18 protein-coding genes are annotated in these 20,930 nt (G+C 71.9%); 12 read left to right on the top strand and 6 right to left on the bottom strand.

Going from position 1 to position 20,930, the window contains the following annotated elements:
* The first annotated feature begins 21 nt into the window (after nt 1-21).
* The 6 genes from ACLBXO_RS12415 (at nt 22) to ACLBXO_RS12440 (ending at nt 9,548) form a co-directional block, all read left to right on the top strand.
* Nucleotides 22-1,911, top strand: coding sequence for a glycoside hydrolase family 15 protein (locus ACLBXO_RS12415; RefSeq protein ID WP_447685552.1), 1,890 nt, complete (start codon nt 22-24; stop codon nt 1,909-1,911).
* Nucleotides 1,908-3,983, top strand: coding sequence for a transketolase (gene tkt, locus ACLBXO_RS12420; RefSeq protein WP_447685553.1), 2,076 nt, complete (start codon nt 1,908-1,910; stop codon nt 3,981-3,983). The genes ACLBXO_RS12415 and tkt overlap by 4 nt, the downstream gene beginning before the upstream one ends.
* An 83-nt stretch (nt 3,984-4,066) precedes the next feature.
* Nucleotides 4,067-6,916: a bifunctional transaldolase/phosoglucose isomerase gene (locus ACLBXO_RS12425; protein ID WP_447685554.1), complete on the top strand. Its 2,850-nt coding sequence runs from the start codon at nt 4,067-4,069 to the stop codon at nt 6,914-6,916.
* Nucleotides 6,917-7,078: 162 nt separating this feature from the next.
* On the top strand, nt 7,079-8,056 hold the full coding sequence (gnd, locus tag ACLBXO_RS12430; protein WP_447685555.1) for a phosphogluconate dehydrogenase (NAD(+)-dependent, decarboxylating): 978 nt from the start codon (nt 7,079-7,081) through the stop codon (nt 8,054-8,056).
* A gap of 56 nt (nt 8,057-8,112) precedes the next feature.
* Entirely contained in the window at nt 8,113-8,838 is a 726-nt protein-coding gene (gene pgl, locus ACLBXO_RS12435; protein WP_447685556.1) for a 6-phosphogluconolactonase, read from the top strand.
* A gap of 188 nt (nt 8,839-9,026) precedes the next feature.
* Complete coding sequence (locus ACLBXO_RS12440) at nt 9,027-9,548, top strand: cysteine dioxygenase (RefSeq protein WP_447685557.1); 522 nt, start codon at nt 9,027-9,029, stop codon at nt 9,546-9,548.
* A 22-nt stretch (nt 9,549-9,570) separates the two neighbouring features.
* Here the strand turns inward: ACLBXO_RS12440 and ACLBXO_RS12445 are convergent, their stop codons facing one another.
* Nucleotides 9,571-10,032 (bottom strand): Lrp/AsnC family transcriptional regulator, encoded by a 462-nt coding sequence (locus tag ACLBXO_RS12445; protein ID WP_012319278.1) that lies wholly within the window; start codon nt 10,030-10,032, stop codon nt 9,571-9,573.
* A gap of 35 nt (nt 10,033-10,067) precedes the next feature.
* Nucleotides 10,068-11,192: a 2'-deoxycytidine 5'-triphosphate deaminase gene (locus ACLBXO_RS12450; protein ID WP_447685558.1), complete on the bottom strand. Its 1,125-nt coding sequence runs from the start codon at nt 11,190-11,192 to the stop codon at nt 10,068-10,070.
* Between the two features lie 256 nt (nt 11,193-11,448).
* Between ACLBXO_RS12450 and apaG the strand changes: the two genes are divergently transcribed.
* Genes apaG through speG form a run of 3 tightly spaced genes read left to right on the top strand, consistent with a single transcriptional unit; the run spans nt 11,449 to nt 13,611 of the window.
* Nucleotides 11,449-11,841 carry a Co2+/Mg2+ efflux protein ApaG gene (gene apaG / locus ACLBXO_RS12455; RefSeq protein ID WP_012319280.1) on the top strand — a complete coding sequence of 131 codons (393 nt, stop codon included), beginning with the start codon at nt 11,449-11,451 and terminating at the stop codon, nt 11,839-11,841.
* A 34-nt stretch (nt 11,842-11,875) separates the two neighbouring features.
* The gene (gene argE, locus ACLBXO_RS12460) at nt 11,876-13,045 is read left to right on the top strand and encodes an acetylornithine deacetylase (RefSeq protein WP_447685559.1); all 1,170 of its coding nucleotides are present in this window, start codon (nt 11,876-11,878) and stop codon (nt 13,043-13,045) included.
* Nucleotides 13,042-13,611, top strand: coding sequence for a spermidine N1-acetyltransferase (gene speG, locus ACLBXO_RS12465; RefSeq protein WP_447685560.1), 570 nt, complete (start codon nt 13,042-13,044; stop codon nt 13,609-13,611). The genes argE and speG overlap by 4 nt, the downstream gene beginning before the upstream one ends.
* 93 nt (nt 13,612-13,704) lie before the next feature.
* Here speG and ACLBXO_RS12470 read toward each other — a convergent pair whose 3' ends face one another.
* The 4 genes from ACLBXO_RS12470 to ACLBXO_RS12485 form a co-directional block, all read right to left on the bottom strand.
* Nucleotides 13,705-14,961: a hypothetical protein gene (locus ACLBXO_RS12470; protein ID WP_447685561.1), complete on the bottom strand. Its 1,257-nt coding sequence runs from the start codon at nt 14,959-14,961 to the stop codon at nt 13,705-13,707.
* Nucleotides 14,962-15,130: 169 nt separating this feature from the next.
* Nucleotides 15,131-16,174: an Hsp33 family molecular chaperone gene (locus ACLBXO_RS12475; protein ID WP_447685562.1), complete on the bottom strand. Its 1,044-nt coding sequence runs from the start codon at nt 16,172-16,174 to the stop codon at nt 15,131-15,133.
* Nucleotides 16,175-16,451: 277 nt separating this feature from the next.
* The gene (gene argF / locus ACLBXO_RS12480) at nt 16,452-17,432 is read right to left on the bottom strand and encodes an ornithine carbamoyltransferase (protein ID WP_447685563.1); all 981 of its coding nucleotides are present in this window, start codon (nt 17,430-17,432) and stop codon (nt 16,452-16,454) included.
* 168 nt (nt 17,433-17,600) lie between these two features.
* Nucleotides 17,601-18,791, bottom strand: a complete 1,191-nt coding sequence (locus ACLBXO_RS12485) for an aspartate aminotransferase family protein (protein ID WP_331318360.1) — start codon at nt 18,789-18,791, stop codon at nt 17,601-17,603.
* A 326-nt stretch (nt 18,792-19,117) separates the two neighbouring features.
* Between ACLBXO_RS12485 and ACLBXO_RS12490 the strand changes: the two genes are divergently transcribed.
* Genes ACLBXO_RS12490 through ACLBXO_RS12500 form a run of 3 tightly spaced genes read left to right on the top strand, consistent with a single transcriptional unit; the run spans nt 19,118 to nt 20,820 of the window.
* Nucleotides 19,118-19,591 (top strand): RidA family protein, encoded by a 474-nt coding sequence (locus ACLBXO_RS12490; protein WP_331318359.1) that lies wholly within the window; start codon nt 19,118-19,120, stop codon nt 19,589-19,591.
* Nucleotides 19,592-19,593: 2 nt separating this feature from the next.
* Entirely contained in the window at nt 19,594-20,343 is a 750-nt protein-coding gene (locus tag ACLBXO_RS12495; protein ID WP_447685564.1) for a glycerophosphodiester phosphodiesterase family protein, read from the top strand.
* A 42-nt stretch (nt 20,344-20,385) separates the two neighbouring features.
* Entirely contained in the window at nt 20,386-20,820 is a 435-nt protein-coding gene (locus ACLBXO_RS12500; RefSeq protein ID WP_447685565.1) for a lysozyme inhibitor LprI family protein, read from the top strand.
* The last annotated feature ends 110 nt before the right edge of the window (nt 20,821-20,930 follow it).

The following is a 20,930-nucleotide window of genomic DNA, read 5'->3' on the forward strand; positions in this document are numbered from 1 at the left end:
GCGGACCGGGGCCGGGGCCGGATGTCTGCACGCATCGAGGATTACGCGCTGGTCGGGGATTGCCGCAGCGCCGCGCTGATCAGCCGTCAGGGCAGCGTCGACTGGCTATGCTGGCCGCGCTTCGACGCCGCCGCCCTTTTCACCAGCCTCCTTGGAACTGAGGCGCACGGTTTCTGGAAGATCTTCCCCGAGGCCGAGAACGTCGAGACGCGCTGGTCCTACCGGCCGGGCAGCCTCGTGCTGGAGACCCGCCACACCACGCGGCAGGGTGAGGTCCTGGTCACGGACTTCATGCCGGTCGGCGACGGATCCCATCTGGTGCGGCTCGTCGAGGGCGTGCACGGGCGCGTCGCCATGCGGATGGAGATGGCGGTCCGCTTCGATTACGGCTCGGCCGTCCCCTGGGTCTCCCGCTCCGAGCTGGGCGACCTGCGCGCCGTATCGGGGCCCCACAAGGTCGTGCTCCGCACCGACGTCCATCTCAAGGGATCGGACGCGCAGACGACGGTGTCCGAGTTCACCGTCCATGCCGGCGACAAGCACCGCTTCGTCCTGAGCTACGGCCCCTCGCACGAGGGCGACCCGCCCCCGATCGAGCCGCGCAAGGTCCTCGAGACCACCGACCAGCACTGGCGCGAATGGTCGTCGCGCTGCACCGGCGGCACGGAATGGGACCGGATGCTCCAGCGCTCCCTGCTGACCCTCAAGGCGCTGATCTACGAGCCCACCGGCGGCATCGTGGCGGCACCCACGGCCTCCCTGCCGGAGGGGCTCGGCGGGATCCGCAACTGGGATTACCGCTTCTGCTGGCTGCGCGACTCGACCCTCACGCTGATCGCCCTGATGGACGGGGGCTACATCGACGAGGCGCGCGACTGGCTGGGCTGGCTGCTGCGGGCCGTGGCGGGCAATCCCGAGCAGGCGCACATCCTCTACGGCATCGGCGGCGAGCGGCTGCTGCCCGAGATCGAGCTGGACTGGCTGCCGGGCTACGAGAACTCGCGGCCTGTCCGGATCGGCAACGCCGCCGCCAGCCAGTTCCAGCTTGACGTCTACGGCGAGCTGTTCGACGCGCTCTACCAAGCCCATGCCCGCGGCCTGCCGGTCAGCAAGGACGGTATGCGGGTCGGCCTCGCGATCCTGAACCACCTGGAGACGGCGTGGCGCGAGCCCGACGAGGGGATCTGGGAGGTGCGCGGCGGGCGGCGCCACTTCACGCACTCCAAGGTCATGGCCTGGGTGGCCTTCGACCGGGCCCTGCGCATGCACGAGATGCACGAGAACGGCGCCACGCAGGAGCAGGCCGAGCGCTGGCGCGCCATCAAGGACGAGATCCATGCCGAGGTCTGCGAGAAGGGCTTCGACCCCGATCTCAACAGCTTCGTGCAGTCCTACGGCGCGAAGGCGCTCGACGCGAGCCTCCTGCTCATCGCCCATACCGGCTTCCTGCCGCAGCACGATCCCCGGGTGATCGGCACCGTGGAGGCGATCGGCAAGGGGCTGATGCGGGACGGGTTCATCCTCCGCTACGAGACCGAGGGGCAGACCACCGACGGGCTGACCGGCACCGAGGGGGCTTTCCTCCCCTGCACCTTCTGGTACGCCGACAACCTCATCGGCCTGGGGCGGCGCGACGAGGCCGGGGCGCTGATCGAGCGCCTGATCGGCATCTGCACCGATCTCGGCCTCGTCAGCGAGGAATACGACGTGCATGCCAAGCGTCTTGTGGGTAACTTCCCTCAGGCGTTCACCCACGTCGCCCTCGTCAACACGCTCCTCAGCTATACGCGCGGCGAAGGGCCGGCGGATCGGCAGGGTGGTAAGGCCAACGGAGCTCCTCCCGCCGTCCTGCGGCAGCGCGAAGCCGCGAAGCGGACCGCGCGAGGCGAACTGGAAGACGCGACATCATGAGCGGTGCTGACACTCCCGCGAAGGCGGCCCTGGCTGAGATCGATACGCTCAGCATCAACACGATCCGGACGCTCGCGATCGACGCGGTGCAGAAGGCCAATTCCGGCCATGCCGGCGCACCCATGGCGCTGGCGCCGGTCGCCTACACGCTGTGGAACCGCTACCTGCGCTACGACCCGGCGCACCCGCACTGGCCGAACCGCGACCGGTTCGTGCTCTCCTGCGGCCACGCCTCGATGCTGCTCTACGGGCTGCTGCACCTCGCGGGCGTCGCCGAGAGCGACGGCGGCAACGCCCCGGCGGTGTCGCTGGAGGACATCAAGAAGTTCCGCCAGCTCGACAGCCGCACCCCGGGCCACCCGGAATACCACTTCACCACCGGCGTCGAGACCACCACCGGCCCGCTCGGCCAGGGTGTCGCCAACTCGGTCGGCATGGCCATGGGCAGCCGCTTCCTCGGCCAGCACCTGAACCGGCCGAGCCTGCCGCTGTTCGACTACAACGTCTACGCCGTCTGCTCGGACGGCGACCTGATGGAGGGCGTCGCCTCGGAGGCCGCCTCGCTTGCCGGCCACCTGCGGCTCGCCAACCTCTGCTGGATCTACGACGACAACACGATCACCATCGAGGGGCACACGGAACTCGCCTTCGGCGAGGAGGTCGCGACGCGGTTCCTCGCCTACGGCTGGCAGGTGCTGCGCGTCGCCGACGCCAACGACGTGCACGCGCTGGCGGGCTCGATCGAGACGTTCCTCGCCACCAACGACCGGCCGACGCTCATCATCGTCAAGTCGGTGATCGGCTACGGCGCCCCGAAGAAGCAGGGCACGTCCAAGGCCCACTCCGACGCGCTCGGCGAGGACGAGGTGAAGGGCGCCAAGCGCGCCTACGGCTGGCCGGAGGACGCGCAGTTCCTCGTGCCGGACGGCGTGCAGGAGAACTTCCGGAACGGCATCGGCAAGCGCGGCGCCGGCCTCTACGATTCGTGGCAGGGCCTGCTCGCCAAGGCGAAGGAGGCGGACGCCGCCCACGCCGAGGACCTGGACGCCTTCCTGGAAGGCCGCCTGCCGAAGGGCTGGGACAAGGACATCCCGGTCTTCGAGCCGGACGCCAAGGGCCTCGCCACCCGCGAATCCTCCGGCAAGGTGCTGAACGCCATTGCCCAGCACGTGCCGTTCCTGCTCGGCGGCTCGGCCGATCTGGCCCCGTCCAACAAGTCGAACCTGACCTTCGAGGGCGCGGGCTCGTTCGGCCCGTTCTCGCCGGGCGGCCGGAACCTGCATTTCGGCGTCCGCGAGCACGCCATGGGCTCGATCGTGAACGGGCTCGGCCTCTCCGGGCTGCGGGCCTACGGGGCGACCTTCCTGGTCTTCGCCGACTACATGCGCCCGCCGATCCGGCTCGCCTCGCTCATGGAGCTGCCGGTCTTCCACATCTTCACCCACGACTCGATCGGCGTGGGCGAGGACGGGCCGACCCACCAGCCGGTGGAGCAGCTCCTGTCGCTGCGCTGCATCCCGGGCCTCGTGACCCTGCGCCCGGCCGACGCCAACGAGGTCGCCGAGGCCTACCGGGTGATCTTCACGCTGAAGAACCAGCCGGCGGTTCTCGCCCTCTCGCGCCAGCCGCTGCCGACCCTCGACCGCGCGAAGTACGGGGCTGCCTCCGGCACGGCCAAGGGCGGCTACGTGCTGGCCGACAGCGAGGGCACGCCCGACGTGATCCTCCTCGCCTCGGGCTCCGAGGTGCAGCTCTGCGTCGGGGCCTACGAGGCCCTGAAGGCCGAGGGCGTCAAGGCCCGGGTCGTGTCGATGCCGTCCTGGGACCTGTTCGAGCGGCAGGACGCGGCCTACCGCGACTCGGTGCTGCCGCCCGCTGTCAAGGCGCGGGTCGCCGTCGAGCAGGGCAGCGTGATCGGCTGGGACCGCTACGCCGGCTCCGAGGGCGCGATCATCGGCATGCACACCTTCGGCGCCTCGGCGCCGATCAAGGATCTCCAGACCAAGTTCGGTTTTACCCCCGATAAGGTCCTGGACGCCGCGAAGGCGCAGGTGGCCAAGCACAGGAAGTAGCCCGGGGGCCCGCTCTCCCGGCCGGTCCGGGCGGGAGAGCGCGTTCGGGCGCGAGTACGCGGTACGCGAGGCGAGGAATCGACATGAACGCGCTCAAGGCCCTGCACGACGAACAGGATCAGGCGGTCTGGCTCGACTTCGTGGCCCGCGGATTCATCCAGAAGGGCGAGCTGAAGCAGCTCGTGGAGCGCGACGGCCTGCGGGGCGTCACCTCCAACCCGTCGATCTTCGAGAAGGCGATCGGCCACTCGGACGAGTACGACGACAGCCTGAAGGCCGTGCAGGCGACCGGCGACAGCCGCGTCATCGACCTCTACGAGGGGCTCGCGATCGCCGACATCCAGGCGGCCGCCGACGTGCTCCGCCCGGTCTACGAGGCGAGCGACGGGGCCGACGGCTACGTCAGCCTGGAGGTCTCGCCCTACCTCGCCCTCGACACCGAGGCGACGCTGGCCGAGGCGCGCCGCCTGCACAAGGCGGTCTCCCGCGACAACCTGATGGTGAAGGTGCCGGCCACCCCGGAGGGCATCCCGGCGATCCGGCAGCTGACGAGCGAGGGCATCTCGATCAACGTCACCCTGCTGTTCTCGCAGGAGGCCTACGAGGCCGTGGCCCGCGCGTTCATCGACGGGCTCGATGAACGCGCCAAGGCCGGCCACGACGTCTCGCGGATCGCCAGCGTGGCGAGCTTCTTCATCAGCCGGATCGACGTGCTGGTCGACAAGCTGCTCGACGAGAAGATCGCGCAGGCCAACGACCCGGACGAGAAGTTCGCCCTGGAGCAGCTGAAGGGCAAGGTGGCGATCGCCAACGCGAAGCTCGCCTACCAGCGCTACAAGACGATCTTCGCCGAATCCAAGTGGACCGCGCTGGCCGAGAAGGGCGCCAAGGCGCAGCGCCTGCTCTGGGCCTCCACCGGCACGAAGAACAAGGCCTATTCCGACGTCCTCTACGTCGAGGAGCTGATCGGGCCGAACACCGTCAACACGATGCCGCCCGCCACCATGGACGCGTTCCGCGACCACGGCGTGGTGCGGGCCACGATCGAGGAGGACGTGCCGGGCGCCGAGGCGGTCATGAACCGCCTCGCCCGGGCCGGGATCGACATCGAGGCGGTCGCCGAGCAGCTGGTGAAGGAGGGCGTGCAGCTCTTCATCGACGCCGCCGACAACCTGCTGGGCGCCGTCGCGGGCAAGCGCGTCGCGCTGCTGGGGCACCGCCTGGACGGCCAGAGCCTCGCCATGGACGACACCCTGGCCGCCGAGGCCAAGAAGGCCGTCGAAACCTGGCGCGCCAGCGGCTCGATCCGCCGGCTCTGGGCGGGCGACGCCTCGGTCTGGTCCGGCCACGACGAGGCGAACTGGCTCGGCTGGCTGCACATCGTCGAGGAGGAGCTGGAGAAGGCCGCCGACTACGCCGCCTTCTCCGACTGGGTGAAGGCGGAAGGCTTCACTGACGCCGTGGTGCTGGGCATGGGCGGGTCGAGCCTCGGCCCGGAGGTCCTGAGCCTGACCTACGGTCAGCGCGAGGGTTTCCCGAAGCTCCAGATCCTCGACTCGACCCACCCGGATCAGGTGCGCGCCCTGGAGGCGAGCATCGACCTCGCCAAGACGCTGTTCATCGTCGCGTCCAAGTCCGGCTCGACCCTGGAGCCGAACGTCTTCCGCGACTACTTCCTGGCCCGCGCCAAGGACGTGCTCGGCGACCGGGCCGGCGACCACTTCGTGGCCGTGACCGATCCGGGCTCCGACATGGAGCGCGCCGCGCAGAGCGATAAGTTCAAGAAGATCTTCTACGGCGTGAAGCAGATCGGCGGGCGCTACTCGGTGCTCTCGGCCTTCGGCCTCGTGCCGGCCGCCGCCATGGGCCTCGACGTGAAGGCGCTCCTCGAGACCGCCCGCATCATGGTCCGCTCCTGCGGCCCGGCCGTGCCGCCGGCCGTGAACCCGGGCGTCCTGCTGGGAACGGCCATCGGCGCCGCGGCGCTCGCCGGCCGCGACAAGGTGACGATCGTCGCCTCCCCGGCGATCGCGAGCTTCGGCGCCTGGGCCGAGCAGCTGATCGCGGAATCGACCGGCAAGCAGGGCAAGGGCCTCGTGCCGGTGGACGGCGAGCCGGTCGGCGTTCCCGCCGTCTACGGCCACGACCGGTTCTTCATCTACCTGCGCCTCGACGGCAACGCCGAGGCCGCGCAGGACGAGGCCCTTCGCGCCCTGGAGCGGGACGGCCACCCGATCGCCCGCATCACCCTCGACTCGGTCGAGCAGCTGCCGCAGGAATTCTACCGTCTGGAGATGGCGACCGCGGTGGCCGGCGCGGTGATCGGGATCAACCCGTTCGACCAGCCCGACGTCGAGGCCAGCAAGGTCGAGACGAAGAAGCTGTTCGCCGAGGCCGAGGCGAAGGGCGCCCTCCCCGCCGAGACGCCGCTCTACGAGGACGACTGGGTCGCGCTCTACGCCGATCCGCGGAACGCCGACGCCCTCACGCCGGCCGCCGAGGGGCTCGAGGCCGCGATGAAGGCGCAGATCGGCCGCCTGAAGGACGGCGATTACCTGGGGCTCCTGGCCTACGTCCCGCGCGACGCCGAGGCCGCCGCCATCCTGCAGGAGCCGCGGATCGCCGTGCGCGACGCCCGCAAGGTGGCGACCTGCCTGGAGTTCGGGCCGCGCTTCCTCCACTCGACCGGCCAGGCCTACAAGGGTGGCCCGGATACCGGCGTGTTCCTGCAGATCACCGCGGACGCTGCCGAGGACCTGCCGATTCCGGGCCGGAAGCTCGGGTTCAGCACCGTCGCCGCGGCGCAGGCGCGGGGCGACTTCGCCGTCCTCGCCGAGCGCGGCCGGCGGGCGCTGCGCGTCCACCTCAAGGGCGGCGACACGAAGGCCGGCCTCGTCCGGGTCGCGGCGGCCCTGAAGATGGCGGTCGTCTAGTCGTTCCGGACCGGCGGCGGGGGGCTTCCCGTCCCGCCGCCGGCCCGCCGCGGCAGGCCTCGTCCCGCGAGCGGGTGCGGCTCGCGGATCGCCTGTGACGTCGGTGAAGCCGTAGGGGCCTGACCCTCGCCGCGCGGGGGCAAACGGTAAGGAAGGGCAGCAATGCAACTCGGCATGATCGGCCTCGGCCGGATGGGCGGCAACATCGTCCGGCGTCTCCTGCGCGACGGGCACACAGCCGTGGTGTTCGACCAGAACCCGGCGGCCGTCGCCGCCCTGGTCGAGGCCGGGGCTGTCGGCGCGTCGAGCCTGGAGGATCTGGTCTCGAAGCTCGAGGTGCCGCGCGCGGCCTGGGTGATGCTGCCGGCCGGGGCGATCACCGAGCAGACCGTCCAGGCGCTCTCGGGTCTGATGCAGGCGGACGACTGCATCATCGACGGCGGCAACTCCTTCTACGGCGACGATGTCCGCCGCGGGGCCGCCCTGACGGAGAAGGGCCTGCACTACGTCGACGTCGGCACCTCGGGCGGCGTCTGGGGCCTGGAGCGCGGCTACTGCATGATGATCGGCGGGGACAAGGAGGCGGTCGACCGCCTCGACCCGATCTTCAAGACCCTGGCGCCCGGCATCGGCGACATCCCGAAGACGCCGAACCGCGAGGGGCGCGACCCCCGCGCCGAGCAGGGCTACATCCACGCGGGCCCGACCGGCGCCGGCCACTTCGTCAAGATGGTCCATAACGGCATCGAGTACGGCCTGATGCAGGCCTACGCGGAGGGCTTCGACATCCTCCGCCACGCCAACGCGTCCGACCTGCCGGCCGAGCGCCGCTTCGACCTCAACATGGGCGACATCGCCGAGGTCTGGCGTCGCGGCAGCGTCGTCTCGTCCTGGCTCCTCGACCTGACCGCCCAGGCGCTCGCGGGCGACGAGCAGCTCACCGACTTCTCCGGCTATGTCGAGGATTCGGGCGAGGGCCGCTGGACCATCAACGCCGCCGTCGAGGAGGGCGTCCCGGCGACGGTGCTCTCCGCCGCGCTCTACCGCCGCTTCCGCTCCCGCGAGCACGCGAGTTACGCCGACAAGCTGCTCTCGGCGATGCGCAAGGGCTTTGGCGGCCACCAGGAGCCGAAGGGCTGAGCGGGGCGCCCGCAGGCCGACCTGTCCGACCCCCGAAGCCGCGAGGGCCCGAACCCATGAGCCTTCCCGTCGGAACCCACGTCCTGAAGGATCCGGAGGCGGTCGCCCGCGAGGCGGCCGAGCGGATCATCGTGGCCTGCGGTGAGAGCCGGTCCGACCGGATCGCGGTCTGCCTCTCGGGCGGCTCGACGCCCAAGGTGCTGTACGGCCTGCTCGCCGGGCCGGATTACGCGGCCCGGGTGCCGTGGGAGCGGATCCACTGGTTCTTCGGCGATGACCGCGCCGTGCCGTGGGGCGATCCGCGCAGCAATGTCCGGATGGTCCGGGAGGCGTTCGGCCACGGGTCGCGGATCCCGCCGACGCATCTCCACTTCATCCCGTCCGACGCCGGCCCGGAAGCCGGTGCCCGCGCCTACGAGCGGACGCTCCTCGACTTCTACGGCGCCGAGCACCTCGATCCGGCCCGGCCGCTCTTCGACCTCGTGCTGCTCGGCCTGGGCGAGGACGGCCACACCGCCTCGCTGTTTCCCGGCAAGCCCGCCGTCGACGAGACCCGGCGGCTCGTCGACGCCGTGCCGGAGGCCGGCCTGGAGCCGTTCGTCCCGCGGATCAGCCTGACGCTGCCGGCGCTCGCGTCCTCGCGGCACGTGCTGTTCCTCGTCACCGGAGCCGGCAAGCGGGCGCCGCTGGCCCGGCTGGCCGCCGGCGAGTCGCTACCCGCTGGCCGCGTGACGAGCGCGGGCGCCGTGGCGTGGCTGCTGGACGAGGCCGCGGCCGGCTGAGCCCGCCGCGCCGGCGTCAGCCGCGCGGGAAAGATCGGGCGCGCGCAACACCATTTCCTGCGGGAGCGTCTCCGGGCAATGACATTGCCGCCGCGCGCGCGATGACGCGCGAGAACGCAACCCGTCGTCGCCGACCTCCGGGTATCCTTCGTGCAACCTCGTGAAAGGGCCCCGAAGGAGACCTGCCGATGCCGCAGACCGCGACCCCGACCGATGTCGAGGCGATGCTGGCGAACCTCGCCCGCTCCGCGCGCCGCTCGCCGGAGGCCTATCTGGCCTCGGCCCGCGCCACCCTGGTCCGCATCCTGGCGCAGCCGGACCTGCTCGACCCGTCGCGGCTGGTCGGCCAGGGGCCCGGCCTGAGCCGGAACCTCCTGTTCGGCACCGAGGCGATCAGCGTCTGGGCGATGGTCTGGGCGCCCGGCACGGTGACGCCGGTCCACGACCACCACTGCTCGTGCTGCTTCGGCCTGCTGCGCGGCAGCCTCCGGGAGACGTGGTACCGCCCGATCAGCGAGACCCACGCCGTGGCGACCATGGACGCCGTCCGCGAGCCCGGCTTCGTCGCCTGCATGATGCCCACGGGGCCGAACCTGCACCGGATCGCCAATGACGGGCCGGAAGCGGCCGTCTCGATCCACGTCTACGGCTACGACCACCGGGTGCAGGACTCGTCGATCCACCGGACCTACGCGGTGGCGGCGGGCTGAGCCCCGCCGCGGCGCGGTCGCCTCACGCCACGTAGATCGTCGGGACGGCGGTCGTGTACTTCATCTCCTCCATGGCGATCGAGGAGGACAGGTTCGAGAAGTCGAGCTTGGCGATGAGGCGCTGGTAGACCGCGTCGTAGGCCTCGATGTCCGGCACCACGATCCGCAGCAGGTAGTCGATCTCGCCGGTCAGGCGCCACGCCTCGACGATCTCCGGGAAGCCGGCGACCACCCGCCGGAACGCGTCCGACCAGTCGGCCGCGTGGCGCGGCGCCTTGACGGCCACGAACACCGTGGTGGGGACGTTGACCTTGCGGCGGTCCACCAGGGCGACCCGGCGGCGGATCACCCCGGACGCCTCCAGCTTCTTCACCCGCCGCCAGCACGGCGCCGCGCTGATGCCGACCTGCTCGGCGAGTTCGGCCACCGGGAGCGTCGCGTCCTGCTGGAGGAGATCGAGGATCTTCCGGTCCACGGCGTCCATGCGATCGATGCTCCCGTCGGCGCGTCCGGGCCGGACTACAGGGCGAAGTGCTTCGAGAGCTTGAGCCCCTGGGCCTGGTAGTTCGAGCCGGCCCCCGCCCCGTAGAGCGTCTCCGGCAGGTCGAGCATCCGCTCGTAGACGAGGCGGCCGACGATCTGTCCGTCCTCCAGGAGGAACGGCACGTCGCGGGAGCGGACCTCCAGCACGGCCCGCGCGCCCGCGCCGCCGGCCCCGGCATAGCCGAAGCCCGGGTCGAAGAAGCCCGCGTAGTGGACGCGGAACTCGCCGACCAGGGGATCGAACGGCACCATCTCGGCGGCGTGGTCCGGCGGGACCTGCACGGCCTCCTTGGAGGCCAGGATGTAGAACTGGCCGGGATCGAGGATCAGGCTGCCCGACCCGTCGGCGGCCAGCGGCTCCCAGAAATCCGCGGCCCGGTGGCGCCCGGGGGCGTCGACGTCGACGAGGCCGGTGTGGCGCTTCGCCCGGTAGCCCACGAGGCCGTCGAAGCCGGCGAGGTCCACCGACACCGCCACGCCGCCCTGGAAGGACGGGCTGCCGGCGTCGACCAGGGCCGAGCGGGCGTGCAGCAGGCCGAGCTCGGCCTCGGTCAGCCGCGGCGCCCCGCGGCGGAAGCGGATCTGCGACAGCCGCGAGCCGCTGCGCACGAGGACCGGGAAGGTGCGCGGCGAGATCTCCGCGTAGAGCGGCCCGTCGTAGCCGGGCTCGACCTGATCGAAGGCCTCGCCCCGGTCGGTGATCACGCGGGTGAAGACGTCGATGCGCCCGGTCGAACTCTTCGGGTTCGCGGCCGCCGCGAGGTCGGCCGGCAGGGCGAGGCTCTCCTGGATCTCCGCGATGTAGACGCAGCCCGTCTCCAGGACGGCGCCCGGGCGCAGGTCCACGGCGTGCAGCGACAGCCGGTCGACGCAGGCCTGGACCGTCCGTCCCGAGCCGGGCAGGAAGCTCGTCCGCACCCGGTAGGCCCTGGCGCCGAGGCGCAGGTCGAGGCTCGCGGGCTGGATCTGATCGGCCGCGAAGGGGCTCGCGGTCCGGATGCCGCCCGCCTGCGCGAGGGCGGCGATCGCCTGGGCCGGCAGGATGCCCGACCGGCCGTCCGCGCTCGACTCGGCGGCTCCCGTGGCTGCGCCCGCGTTCATCGCGCCCCTGACTCCATCGCGCGCGCCGGCCGGTCCGCGTCACGCCGAGCAGCGTTGTCCGCCGGGACCCGCTAACGCGGGCTTAACCGCGTCCGGAGGCCCCGTCGTGCCGGCGCCGCGCGCGGCGGGGCGCCCCGCCGCGCGAGGTAGTCCGCCGCAATTGACGGCGATTCCGCCGCCCACTACCACCGGCCGGGAAGCGCGTTCCTTTCGGCTTCAGCGAGTCGTACCGTCCGAAGAAGGGCCATTTAGGGCGATGTACAAGGCCGAGACGCGGGGAATAAGTGTGACGGTCCAGTCTCGTTTCGTCGAGGAGGAGTCCTCGCCGACCGAGAGCCGGTACTTCTTCGCCTACACGGTCGAGATCGTGAACAACGGGAGCGAGCAGGTCCAGCTGCGCTCGCGCCACTGGCGGATCATCGACGGCCACGGGGCGTGCCAGGAAGTGCGCGGCACCGGCGTGGTCGGCAAGCAGCCGGTGCTGGAGCCGGGCGAGTCCTTCTGCTACACCAGCGGCTGTCCGCTCAACACGCCCGACGGGTTGATGGCCGGCAGCTACACCATGGCGACGGTGGCCGGCGAGAGCTTCGAGGCCGAGATCCCAGCCTTCTCCCTCGACAGCCCGCACGTCCGCCGCAGCCTGCACTGAGGTCCCGGCCCGGGGCCTCGCCCCGGAGGAATCCATGTCCGCGACCGGCGAGCGGCTGAGCCCGCTCGACATGCTCGCCCGCCTCGTGTCGTTCGACACGGAGAGCGACAAGTCCAACCTCGCCCTGATCGACGCGGTCTGCGCCTATCTCGACGGCTGGGCCGTCCCGTACCTGCGCCTCCCGAACGCGACGGGCGACAAGGCCGCCATCCTCGCCACGGTCGGCCCGATGGCCGACGGAGGCACCGTCCTGTCCGGCCACACCGACGTGGTGCCGGTGACGGGCCAGGCCTGGACAGGCGACCCGTTCACCCTGCGCGTCGCCGACGGCCGGGCCTACGGACGGGGCGCGGTCGACATGAAGGGCTTCGACGCGCTGGCCCTGGCCCTTGTGCCCGACATGATCGCCGCCGGGCTGAAGCGGCCGATCCACATCCTGCTCTCCTACGACGAGGAGACGACCTGCCTCGGCTCGATGGACGGGATCGCGCGCTTCGGCGACGGCCTGCCCCGGCCGGCCGCGGTGATCGTCGGCGAGCCCACCGGGATGGAGGTGGCCGACGCCCACAAGAGCATCGTCACCTGTCTCACCACGGTCCACGGCCACGAGGCCCACTCCGCCCGCCCCGCCCTCGGCGCGAACGCCGTGTCGGCCGCCTGCGACCTCGTCGCCGGCCTCAACCGGATCGCCGACCTGATGATCGAGCGCGGCGACCCGTCCGGGCGGTTCGACCCGGCCTCGACCACGGTCCATGTCGGGACGATCCAGGGCGGCACCGCCCGGAACATCCTGGCCAAGGAGTGCCGCTTCCTCTGGGAGTATCGCGGCCTGCCGGATCTCGACCCGGCCGAGATCCCGCGGCTGTTCGCGGCGGAGGTCGAAAGGGTCACCCGCGAGCGCCTCAACCGCTACGGCGCGTTCGGGCGGATCGACACCCTGGAGGAGGTCGACATCCCCGGCCTCGCCCCGGAGCCGGGCTCGGCGGCCGAGCGCCTGTGCCTGCGCCTCGCCGGACGCAACCACACCGTCGCGGTGCCCTACGCCACCGAGGCCGGGCGCTTCCAGGCGGCAGGTCTCCCGACGGTGGTCTGCGGCCCCGGCGACATCGCCCAGGCGCACCAGCCCGACGAGTTCATCACCCTCGACGCCCTGGGCCAGGGTGAGCACTTCCTGCGCGAGCTGATCGAGGTGAGTGCGTCATGAATGCGGTAACCGGTATCACCATCAAGCTGCGCCCGCTGGAGCGGGAGGACCTGCGCTTCGTCCACCAGCTCAACAACAACGACAGCATCATGCGCTACTGGTTCGAGGAGGCCTACGAGTCCTTCGCCGAACTTCAGCAGCTCTACGAGCGCAACATCCACAATCAGACCGAGCGGCGCTTCATCGTGGCCGATCCGAGCGGGGAGCCGGCCGGGCTGATCGAGCTCGTCGAGATCAACCACCTGCACCGGCGCTGCGAGTTCCAGATCGCGATCCATCCGAGCTTCCAGGGCCGCGGCTACGCGTGGCAGGCCACCCGGATCGCCATGGATTACGCCTTCAGCGTGCTCAACATCCACAAGCTCTACCTGCACGTCGACCGGGACAACGCCCGGGCCGTGCGGATCTACGAGCGCTGCGGCTTCCATCCCGAGGGCGTTCTCAAGGACGAGTTCTTCGTGAACGGGCGCTACCGGGACGCCGTGCGGATGTGCCTGTTCCAGCCCGAGTACCTGAGGGCCCGCGGCGGGGGCGGCGACATCGCGGAGCCCGTCCTGAAGGTCTGAAGCGGGTCTCGACCGTCGCCCGCGAGCGGCGGACGAGACCCGAAACGAAACGGGGGAGGAGCCCATCGGCCCCTCCCCCCACGTTCACACCGCTCAGTTGCGGCCGGCGCCGCCCGCCTGACCGCCGGCGCGGCCGGCACCCTGGGCACCGCCCATGGCGCCGTTGCCGCCGCTCATGCCGCCGCGCTCGGCGCCACCCGTCCGGCCGCCCTCGGCGCCGGACTTCATGCCGCCCTGCTGGCCGCCGCGATCGGACGCGTTGCGGATGCCGTCCTGCTGGCCGCCGCGCATGTCGCTGTTGCGCATGCCGTCGTTCTTGCCTTCCTGACGGGACGCCTTGTCCATCCCGCGGTCCTGGCCGCGGTCGTTGCGGTCCGTCCGGCCGTCGTTGCGGCCCTCGGTCCGCGACGCGTTGTGTATGCCGTCCCGCCCGCCGCGGTTGTCGAAGCGCGCGCCGGCGCGCTGCTCGGAGCGGAAGCTCGCGCTGACCGCGCCGCCGCCGCTGAGGCGCCGGTACTCGGCCGACCCGTAGCGCACCCGCTGGCCGCGGATCGTCACGAAGCGGTCCTCCTGGACGGAGACGAGGCGGCGGTACTCGGGGGAGCCGTACAGCACCCGCTGGCCGCGGATCACGACGTAGCGCTCGCGCGGGCCGGTCTCGCGGACGCTGACCAGGCGGCGGTACTCGGGCGAGCCGTACAGCACCCGCTGGCCGCGGATCACGACGTAGCGCGCGCGCGGGCCGCGGTTCTCGGTGACGATCAGGCGGCGATATTCCGGCGAGCCGTACACGACCCGGCGGCCGCCGATGAACACGTAGCGGCCCTCGCGGCGGAAGCCGCCTTCGACCCGCTCGGACCGGACGTCGGTCCGGCTGACGTCGGTCCGGCCGCGGAAATCGGCGCGGTCGGCGCGACGGTCGCCGCGACGGTCACCGCGATCGGCACGCGCGCCGTCGCGATCCCCGCGCTCGTTCCGCTCGGCGCGATCACCGCGGCGGTCGCCCCGCTCGGCGCCGGCCCGATCCTTGTCCTGGGCCATGCGGTCCTGACCCGTGCGGCCCTCGCCGCCGGCCTCGCGGCCCTGCGCGGACCGGCCCGCCTCGGCGCCGGACCGATCGGACGTCGCCTGGCGACCGGCCTTCATGTCGCCCTGCATGCCACCCTGCGCGCCGCCCTGGGCGCCGCCCTGCATGCCGCCGCGCTCGCCGCCGCCGGCCTTCATGCCGGACTCGGCGCCGCCCTGACCGCCGCGACCGCCCATCCCGGCGCCGCGGTCGGCGCCACCCTGCTGGGCATAGGCCGAGGTGCTGATCAGCAGCGCGGCCAATCCGATCGACAATTTCCGCATGGCGAACCCTCCAATGTTGAATCTGCCACGCAACGTCAAAGGTCGCGGAACGGTTCGGCCTGGAGGGCTCAAAAATTTACGCAACGAATACCGATCTTCGTGCGTTTCGCGCGGAAAAGCTTGGCCGTAGACGCGGGTATGCTGGTGCGCGCGCCCGCTGTCCTGCGCGCTACTGGCTCGGCTGGCCGGCGATCTCGGCCTCGATCTCCTGGGGATCGAGGTCGTAGCGCCGGGAGCAGAACTCGCAGGTGATGACGATGCGGCCGTCATCCGCCACCATGTCGTGCCGCTCCTGCGGCGTGAACGAGCGGATCATGCCCATCACGCGCTCCCGCGAGCAGCGGCAGGTCTCCTGAACCGGCTGACGGTCGAACACCCGCACCCCGCGCTCGTGGAACAGCCGGTAGAGCAGCCGCTCGCTGGAGACGTTCGGATCGACCAGCTCGTGGTCCTCGATGGTCGCGACCAGCGAGCGGGCCTCGACCCAGGCATCGTCCTCCGGCGCGTCTCCCGAGAGATGCGCGTGGCCCTCCGGGATATCGCCCGGGGGCAGGTCGGCGAGGCGCGCCCGGTCCACCGACTGGGGCAGGAACTGCACGAGCAGGCCGCCGGCCCGCCAGCGCCCGGCGCCCTCCTCCAAGGCCTCGGCCACGGCGAGCCGCACCTGCGTGGGGATCTGCTCCGACTGGCGGAAATACTGGTGGGCGGCCTCCTCCAGGCTCTGGCCCTCGAGGGCCACGACACCCTGGTAGCGGCTCGCGGCGGTGCCCTGGTCGATGGTCATGGCGAGATGGCCGGTGCCGATCAGCTCGGCATCCCTGAGCGGGCCGGTGCCGAGGGCCGCGACCCGCTCCGGCTCGAACCGGGCGGTGGCCCGCAGCCGGTCCGGAGCCTCGAAATCGACCACGATCATCGCGACCGGACCGTCGGTCTTGGTCTGAAGCTGGAACCGGCCCTCGAACTTGAGGGAGGAGCCGAGCAGCACGGTCAGCGCCGCGGCCTCGCCGAGCAGGCGCGCCACCGGGTCCGGGTAGCCGTGGCGGCGCAGGATGGTGTCGACGGCGGGGCCGAGCCGGACGACGCGGCCGCGCACGTCGAGCGCCTCCACGGCGAAGGGCAGGACGGCGTCGTCGGCGCCGGCATGGCCGTTGCCGCCATTCTGGGCCTGCGGCTGGGATGGCGACTGGGGGTGCGACTGCGTTCCTGAGGTCATGCCTTCTCCGATCGATGCGTCCGGCGGCGCGTGCCGGCAAAGCGTGGATCCGTCCTCCCGGAGGCCGGGCGGCGTGAGGCGATGACCTTGGCGGAGTGATCGGATCCCTCACCCCGACCGGCCCGGAGCGGGAGCGGCGGCGCAGCGCGCTCCGTTCGTCGCCGGGATGCCGCCTTCCGGCGGCCGTGATGGGGAGACGGACGGCGCAAGCCGCCCGCTCACGGCTATATGGTGCGCCGACCCCGCGAGCGCGAGGCCGGACAGGACGAGGCCGGGATCAGAGCCCCTCGGCGCCCAGGCACCAGGCCAGGATACCCTTCTGCGCGTGCAGGCGGTTCTCGGCCTCGTCGAACACCACGGAGCGCGGGCCGTCCATCACCTCGGCCGTCACCTCCTCGCCGCGATGGGCCGGGAGGCAGTGCATGAAGATCGCGCCCGGATTGGCCGCCGCCATCAGCTTGTCGTTGACCTGATAGGGGCTCAGCAGGTTGTGCCGGTGCGCCTCGTCGTCGTCGCCCATCGACACCCAGCAATCGGTGACCACGGCATCGACGCCGTCGACGGCCGCGAACGCGTCGGTGGTGACGTGGACGTCGGCGCCCTCCTGCCGCGCCCAGGCGAGCAGCGCCGGCGGCGGCGCGAGTTCCGGCGGGCTCGCGACGTTCAAGGTGAAGTCGAACCGGGCCGCGGCGTGGACCCAGCTCGCCAGCACGTTGTTCGAATCGCCCGACCACGCGACCTTGCGGCCCCGGATCGGCCCGCGATGCTCCTCGAAGGTCAGCACGTCGGCCATGATCTGGCAGGGGTGGGAGACCTTGGTGAGGGCGTTGATCACCGGGACGGTGGCATACTCGGCCAGCTCCAGCATCTGACCGTGGTCGAGGATGCGGATCATGATCGCGTCGACGAAGCGCGAGAGCACCTGCGCCGTGTCGCCGATGGTCTCGCCGCGGCCGAGCTGCATCTCGGAGCCGGTGAGCATCAGGGTCTCGCCGCCGAGCTCGCGCATCGCCACGTCGAAGGAGACGCGGGTGCGGGTCGACGGGCGGTCGAACACCATGGCGAGGGTCTTGCCGGTGAGCGGGCGCTCGGCGGCCAGCTCGCCCTTGCGGCGGCGCGCCTTGATGGCGGCGCTGGCATCGAGGACCCGGCGCAGCTCCGCCCCGGAGAAGTCCTTGAGGTCGAGGAAATGACGAGGGCCGGCACCGTTCAGGTGCCTGGCCGGGGCCTGTGCCCGGCCGTCAATCTGGGCTTTCATCGCGTCACAATAACTAGAGTCTGCTCACCGATCACCTGATCATGAACCGCACTCTACCTCCTGGCAGGGGCACCTCCGTCACGCGCGGCGGGATCGACCGCGCCCGGAAATGCTTCGGGCCGCCCTCCGGGGTCCGGAGGGCGGTGTTCTCAATCGCGCGGATCGCTCCTACTCGGCCGCGCCGCGCACGGCCTCGAAGCCGGACGCCGCCGCGTCCAGGCGGCGGACCGCCTCGTCGATCTCGGCCTCGCCGATGGTCAGCGGCGGCAGCAGGCGGACGATGTTGTCGCCCGCCGGGATCACCAGCAGATGGGCGTCGCGGGCGGCGGCGGCGAAGTCGGTGTTCGGCACGCCGAGCTTGAGGCCGAGCATCAGACCCTCGCCGCGGATCTCCTGGATCACGTGCGGGTGGCGGTCGCGCAGGGCCGCGAGCTTCTGCTTGAGCAGCAGGCCGGAGCGGGCGACGCGCGCGAGGAAGCCCTCCTCCAGCACCACGTCCAGCACGGCGTTGCCCACCGCCATGGCGAGCGGGTTGCCACCGAAGGTGGTGCCGTGCGTGCCTGCGGTCATGCCACGGGCGGCCTCGCGGGTCGCGAGGCAGGCGCCCAGCGGGAATCCGCCGCCGATGCCCTTGGCGACGCTCATGATGTCCGGGGTGATGCCGGACCATTCGTGCGCGAACAGCCGGCCGGTGCGGCCGACGCCGGTCTGGACCTCGTCCATGATCAGCAGGAGGCCGTTGGCGTCGCAGATCTCGCGCAGCCGGCGCAGGTCCGCGTGGGGGATCTCCCGCACGCCGCCCTCGCCCTGGATCGGCTCGATCATCAGCGCCGCCGTCTCCGGCCCGATCGCCGCGTCCAGCGCCGCCCAGTCGCCGGCCGGGACCTGGTCGAAGCCCTCGACCTTCGGACCGAAGCCCTCGATGTACTTCTGCTGCCCGCCGGCCGCGAGCGTCGCCAGCGTCCGCCCGTGGAAGGCGCCCGCGAAGGTGACGATCCGGTAGCGCTCCGGCTGCCCGCCGGCCGCGTGGTACTTGCGGGCGATCTTGATCGCCGCCTCGTTCGCCTCGGCGCCCGAGTTGCAGAAGAACACCACGTCCGCGAAGGTCGCGTCGACGAGGCGCTGCCCGAGGCGCTCGCCGCCCGGGATCTGGAACAGGTTCGAGGTGTGCCAGATCTTGCCGGCCTGCTCGGTCAGCGCGCCGACGAGGTGCGGGTGCGCGTGGCCGAGGCCGTTCACCGCGATGCCGGCGCCGAAGTCGAGGTATCGCTCCCCGCCCTCCGTCACGAGCCAGGCGCCCTCGCCGCGCTCGAAGGCGAGCGGCGCACGGACGTAGGTCGGCAGAAGGGCTGACGTCACGGGTCCCATCTCCGTTTCACGCAGGATCCCGGAGCGAGCGTTGAGCCGGCTCCAAATGAAAGTGCCGCCTCAGTCCTGGGCGGCACGCGCGCGATTACTATGAAAGTGCCGCCGCCTGTCAACGTTTCAGTGCCCGGCGGACCCGCCGGGCAGCTCTGCGCGCGGCACCGGGAGAGCCGATTGCGACGGTAAATCTGCGGCGGTCCCGACCCGGGCCGCAGGCGAATCGCGGGGCCGCGATCCCGGCCTTCGCGGCGCCGGCCCTTGCGCCGCGGGGGGCGGCCGTGCTCCTGCTCCCGCGGATTCGCAGGAACCTGGAGACCCCGATGAGCTCGATCAAGGAACGCCTGGCGGCGCTGGGCCTGACCCTGCCGAAGGCGGCGGCGCCGGTCGCCAACTACGTGCCGTTCGTGCGCACCGGCAACCTCGTGGTGATCTCCGGCCAAGTCTGCTTCGGCGCGGACGGTGCCATCGCGGCCGAGCACAAGGGCAAGGTCGGCGGCGCCGTCTCGGCCGAGGCCGGCAAGGCCGCCGCCCGCCTGTGCGCCCTCAATGTCCTCGCCCAGCTCGAGGCCGCGGTGGGCGACCTCGACCGCGCCGTGGTCCAGTGCGTGCGGCTCGGCGGCTTCATCAACGCGGCGCCGGGCTTCTCGGCGGTGGCCGGGGTGATGAACGGCGCCTCCGACCTGATGGTCGAGCTCCTCGGCGACCGCGGGCGGCACGCGCGCTCCACCGTCGGGGTGGCCGAGCTGCCCCTCGACGCCGCCGTCGAGGTCGAGGCGATGTTCGAGGTCCGCTGACGGTGGCCGCCCCCGACTGGCTCACCGCGCGGCCGATCGCCCATCGCGGCCTGCACGACCGCGCGGCGGGGCGGCCGGAGAACACGCTGGCGGCGGCCCGGGCGGCCGTCGCGGGCGGCTTCGCCATCGAGTGCGACGTCCAGCTCAGCGCCGACGGCGAGGCGATGGTCTTCCACGACGCCGCCCTCGGGCGTCTGACGGGGGCGAGCGCGGCCCTGGCCGACCGCTCCGCCGCCGAGCTCGCGACCCTCGCCGTCGCCGGGTCCGCGGAGACGATCCCGACGCTGCCGGCCTTCCTGGCGGCGGTGTCCGGGGCGGTGCCGGTGGTGATCGAGGTGAAGTCCCGCTACGACGGCGACCTGCGGCTCGCGACCCGCACCGCCGAGATCGCCGCGGCCTGCGCCGGGCCGGTGGCGCTGAAATCGTTCGACCCGCAGGTGGTCGCGGCCCTGCGCGACCTCTGCCCCGCTACGGTTCCGCGGGGCATCGTGGCGGAGACGACGCAGGACGACCCGGTCTACGCGGCCCTGACGCCCTCGCTCCGCCGGTCCCTCTCCGACCTGCTGCACCTCGCCGAGACGCGGCCCGACTTCCTGTCCTGGCGGGTGGACGACCTGCCCTGCGCGCCGACCTACCTCTGCCGGCTGCTCGGTCAGGTCCCCGTCATGACCTGGACGGTCCGGAATGCGGAGCAGCGCGCCCGCGCGGCCGCGCACGCGGACCAGATGGTGTTCGAGGGGTTCGTCCCGTGAATGTTCCTGCGCCCCGTCCGATCCCGTCCGAACTGGATCGCCATGACCGCTTCGCGTGACGCGCGCGCCCGCTTCGCGCGGCTCTGCGGGGGCCTCGCCCTCGCCGCGACCCTGCTTGCCCCGGCGCCCGCTTCCGCGGCCGACCCGTGCGAGGGCACGACCCAGGCGGATCTCAACGCCTGCGCGGGGGCCGATTACCGGGCCGCCGACACGGCGCTGAACGCCGTCTACGGGCAGCTGATGAGGAAGATCGGCCCGAAGACGAAGGACGCCCTGCGGGGCGCCCAGAAGGCTTGGCTGTCGTACCGGGACGCGACCTGCTTCCTCGAGACCATGGGCCTCGACGGGGGCTCGGCCTACGCGATGGCGTACAACGGCTGCCTGAAGGGGCTGACCGACGCGCGGACCAGGGTCCTGAAGGGATACCTCGACTGCAAGCCGGACGACGTGTCCTGCGTCGGCCGGCTCGCCGAGTGAGCGCGCGCCGCGACGGCGCCGTCCGGTTCGGAGAGCGCGCGTCGCCGCGCGCCGTCCAGGAGGCCGCGCGAAAGCGCGCGGCGGGTGACGTCGGCGGCCGTCTGACAACG

The sequence above is a fragment of the Methylobacterium sp. C33D genome (genome assembly GCF_053345825.1).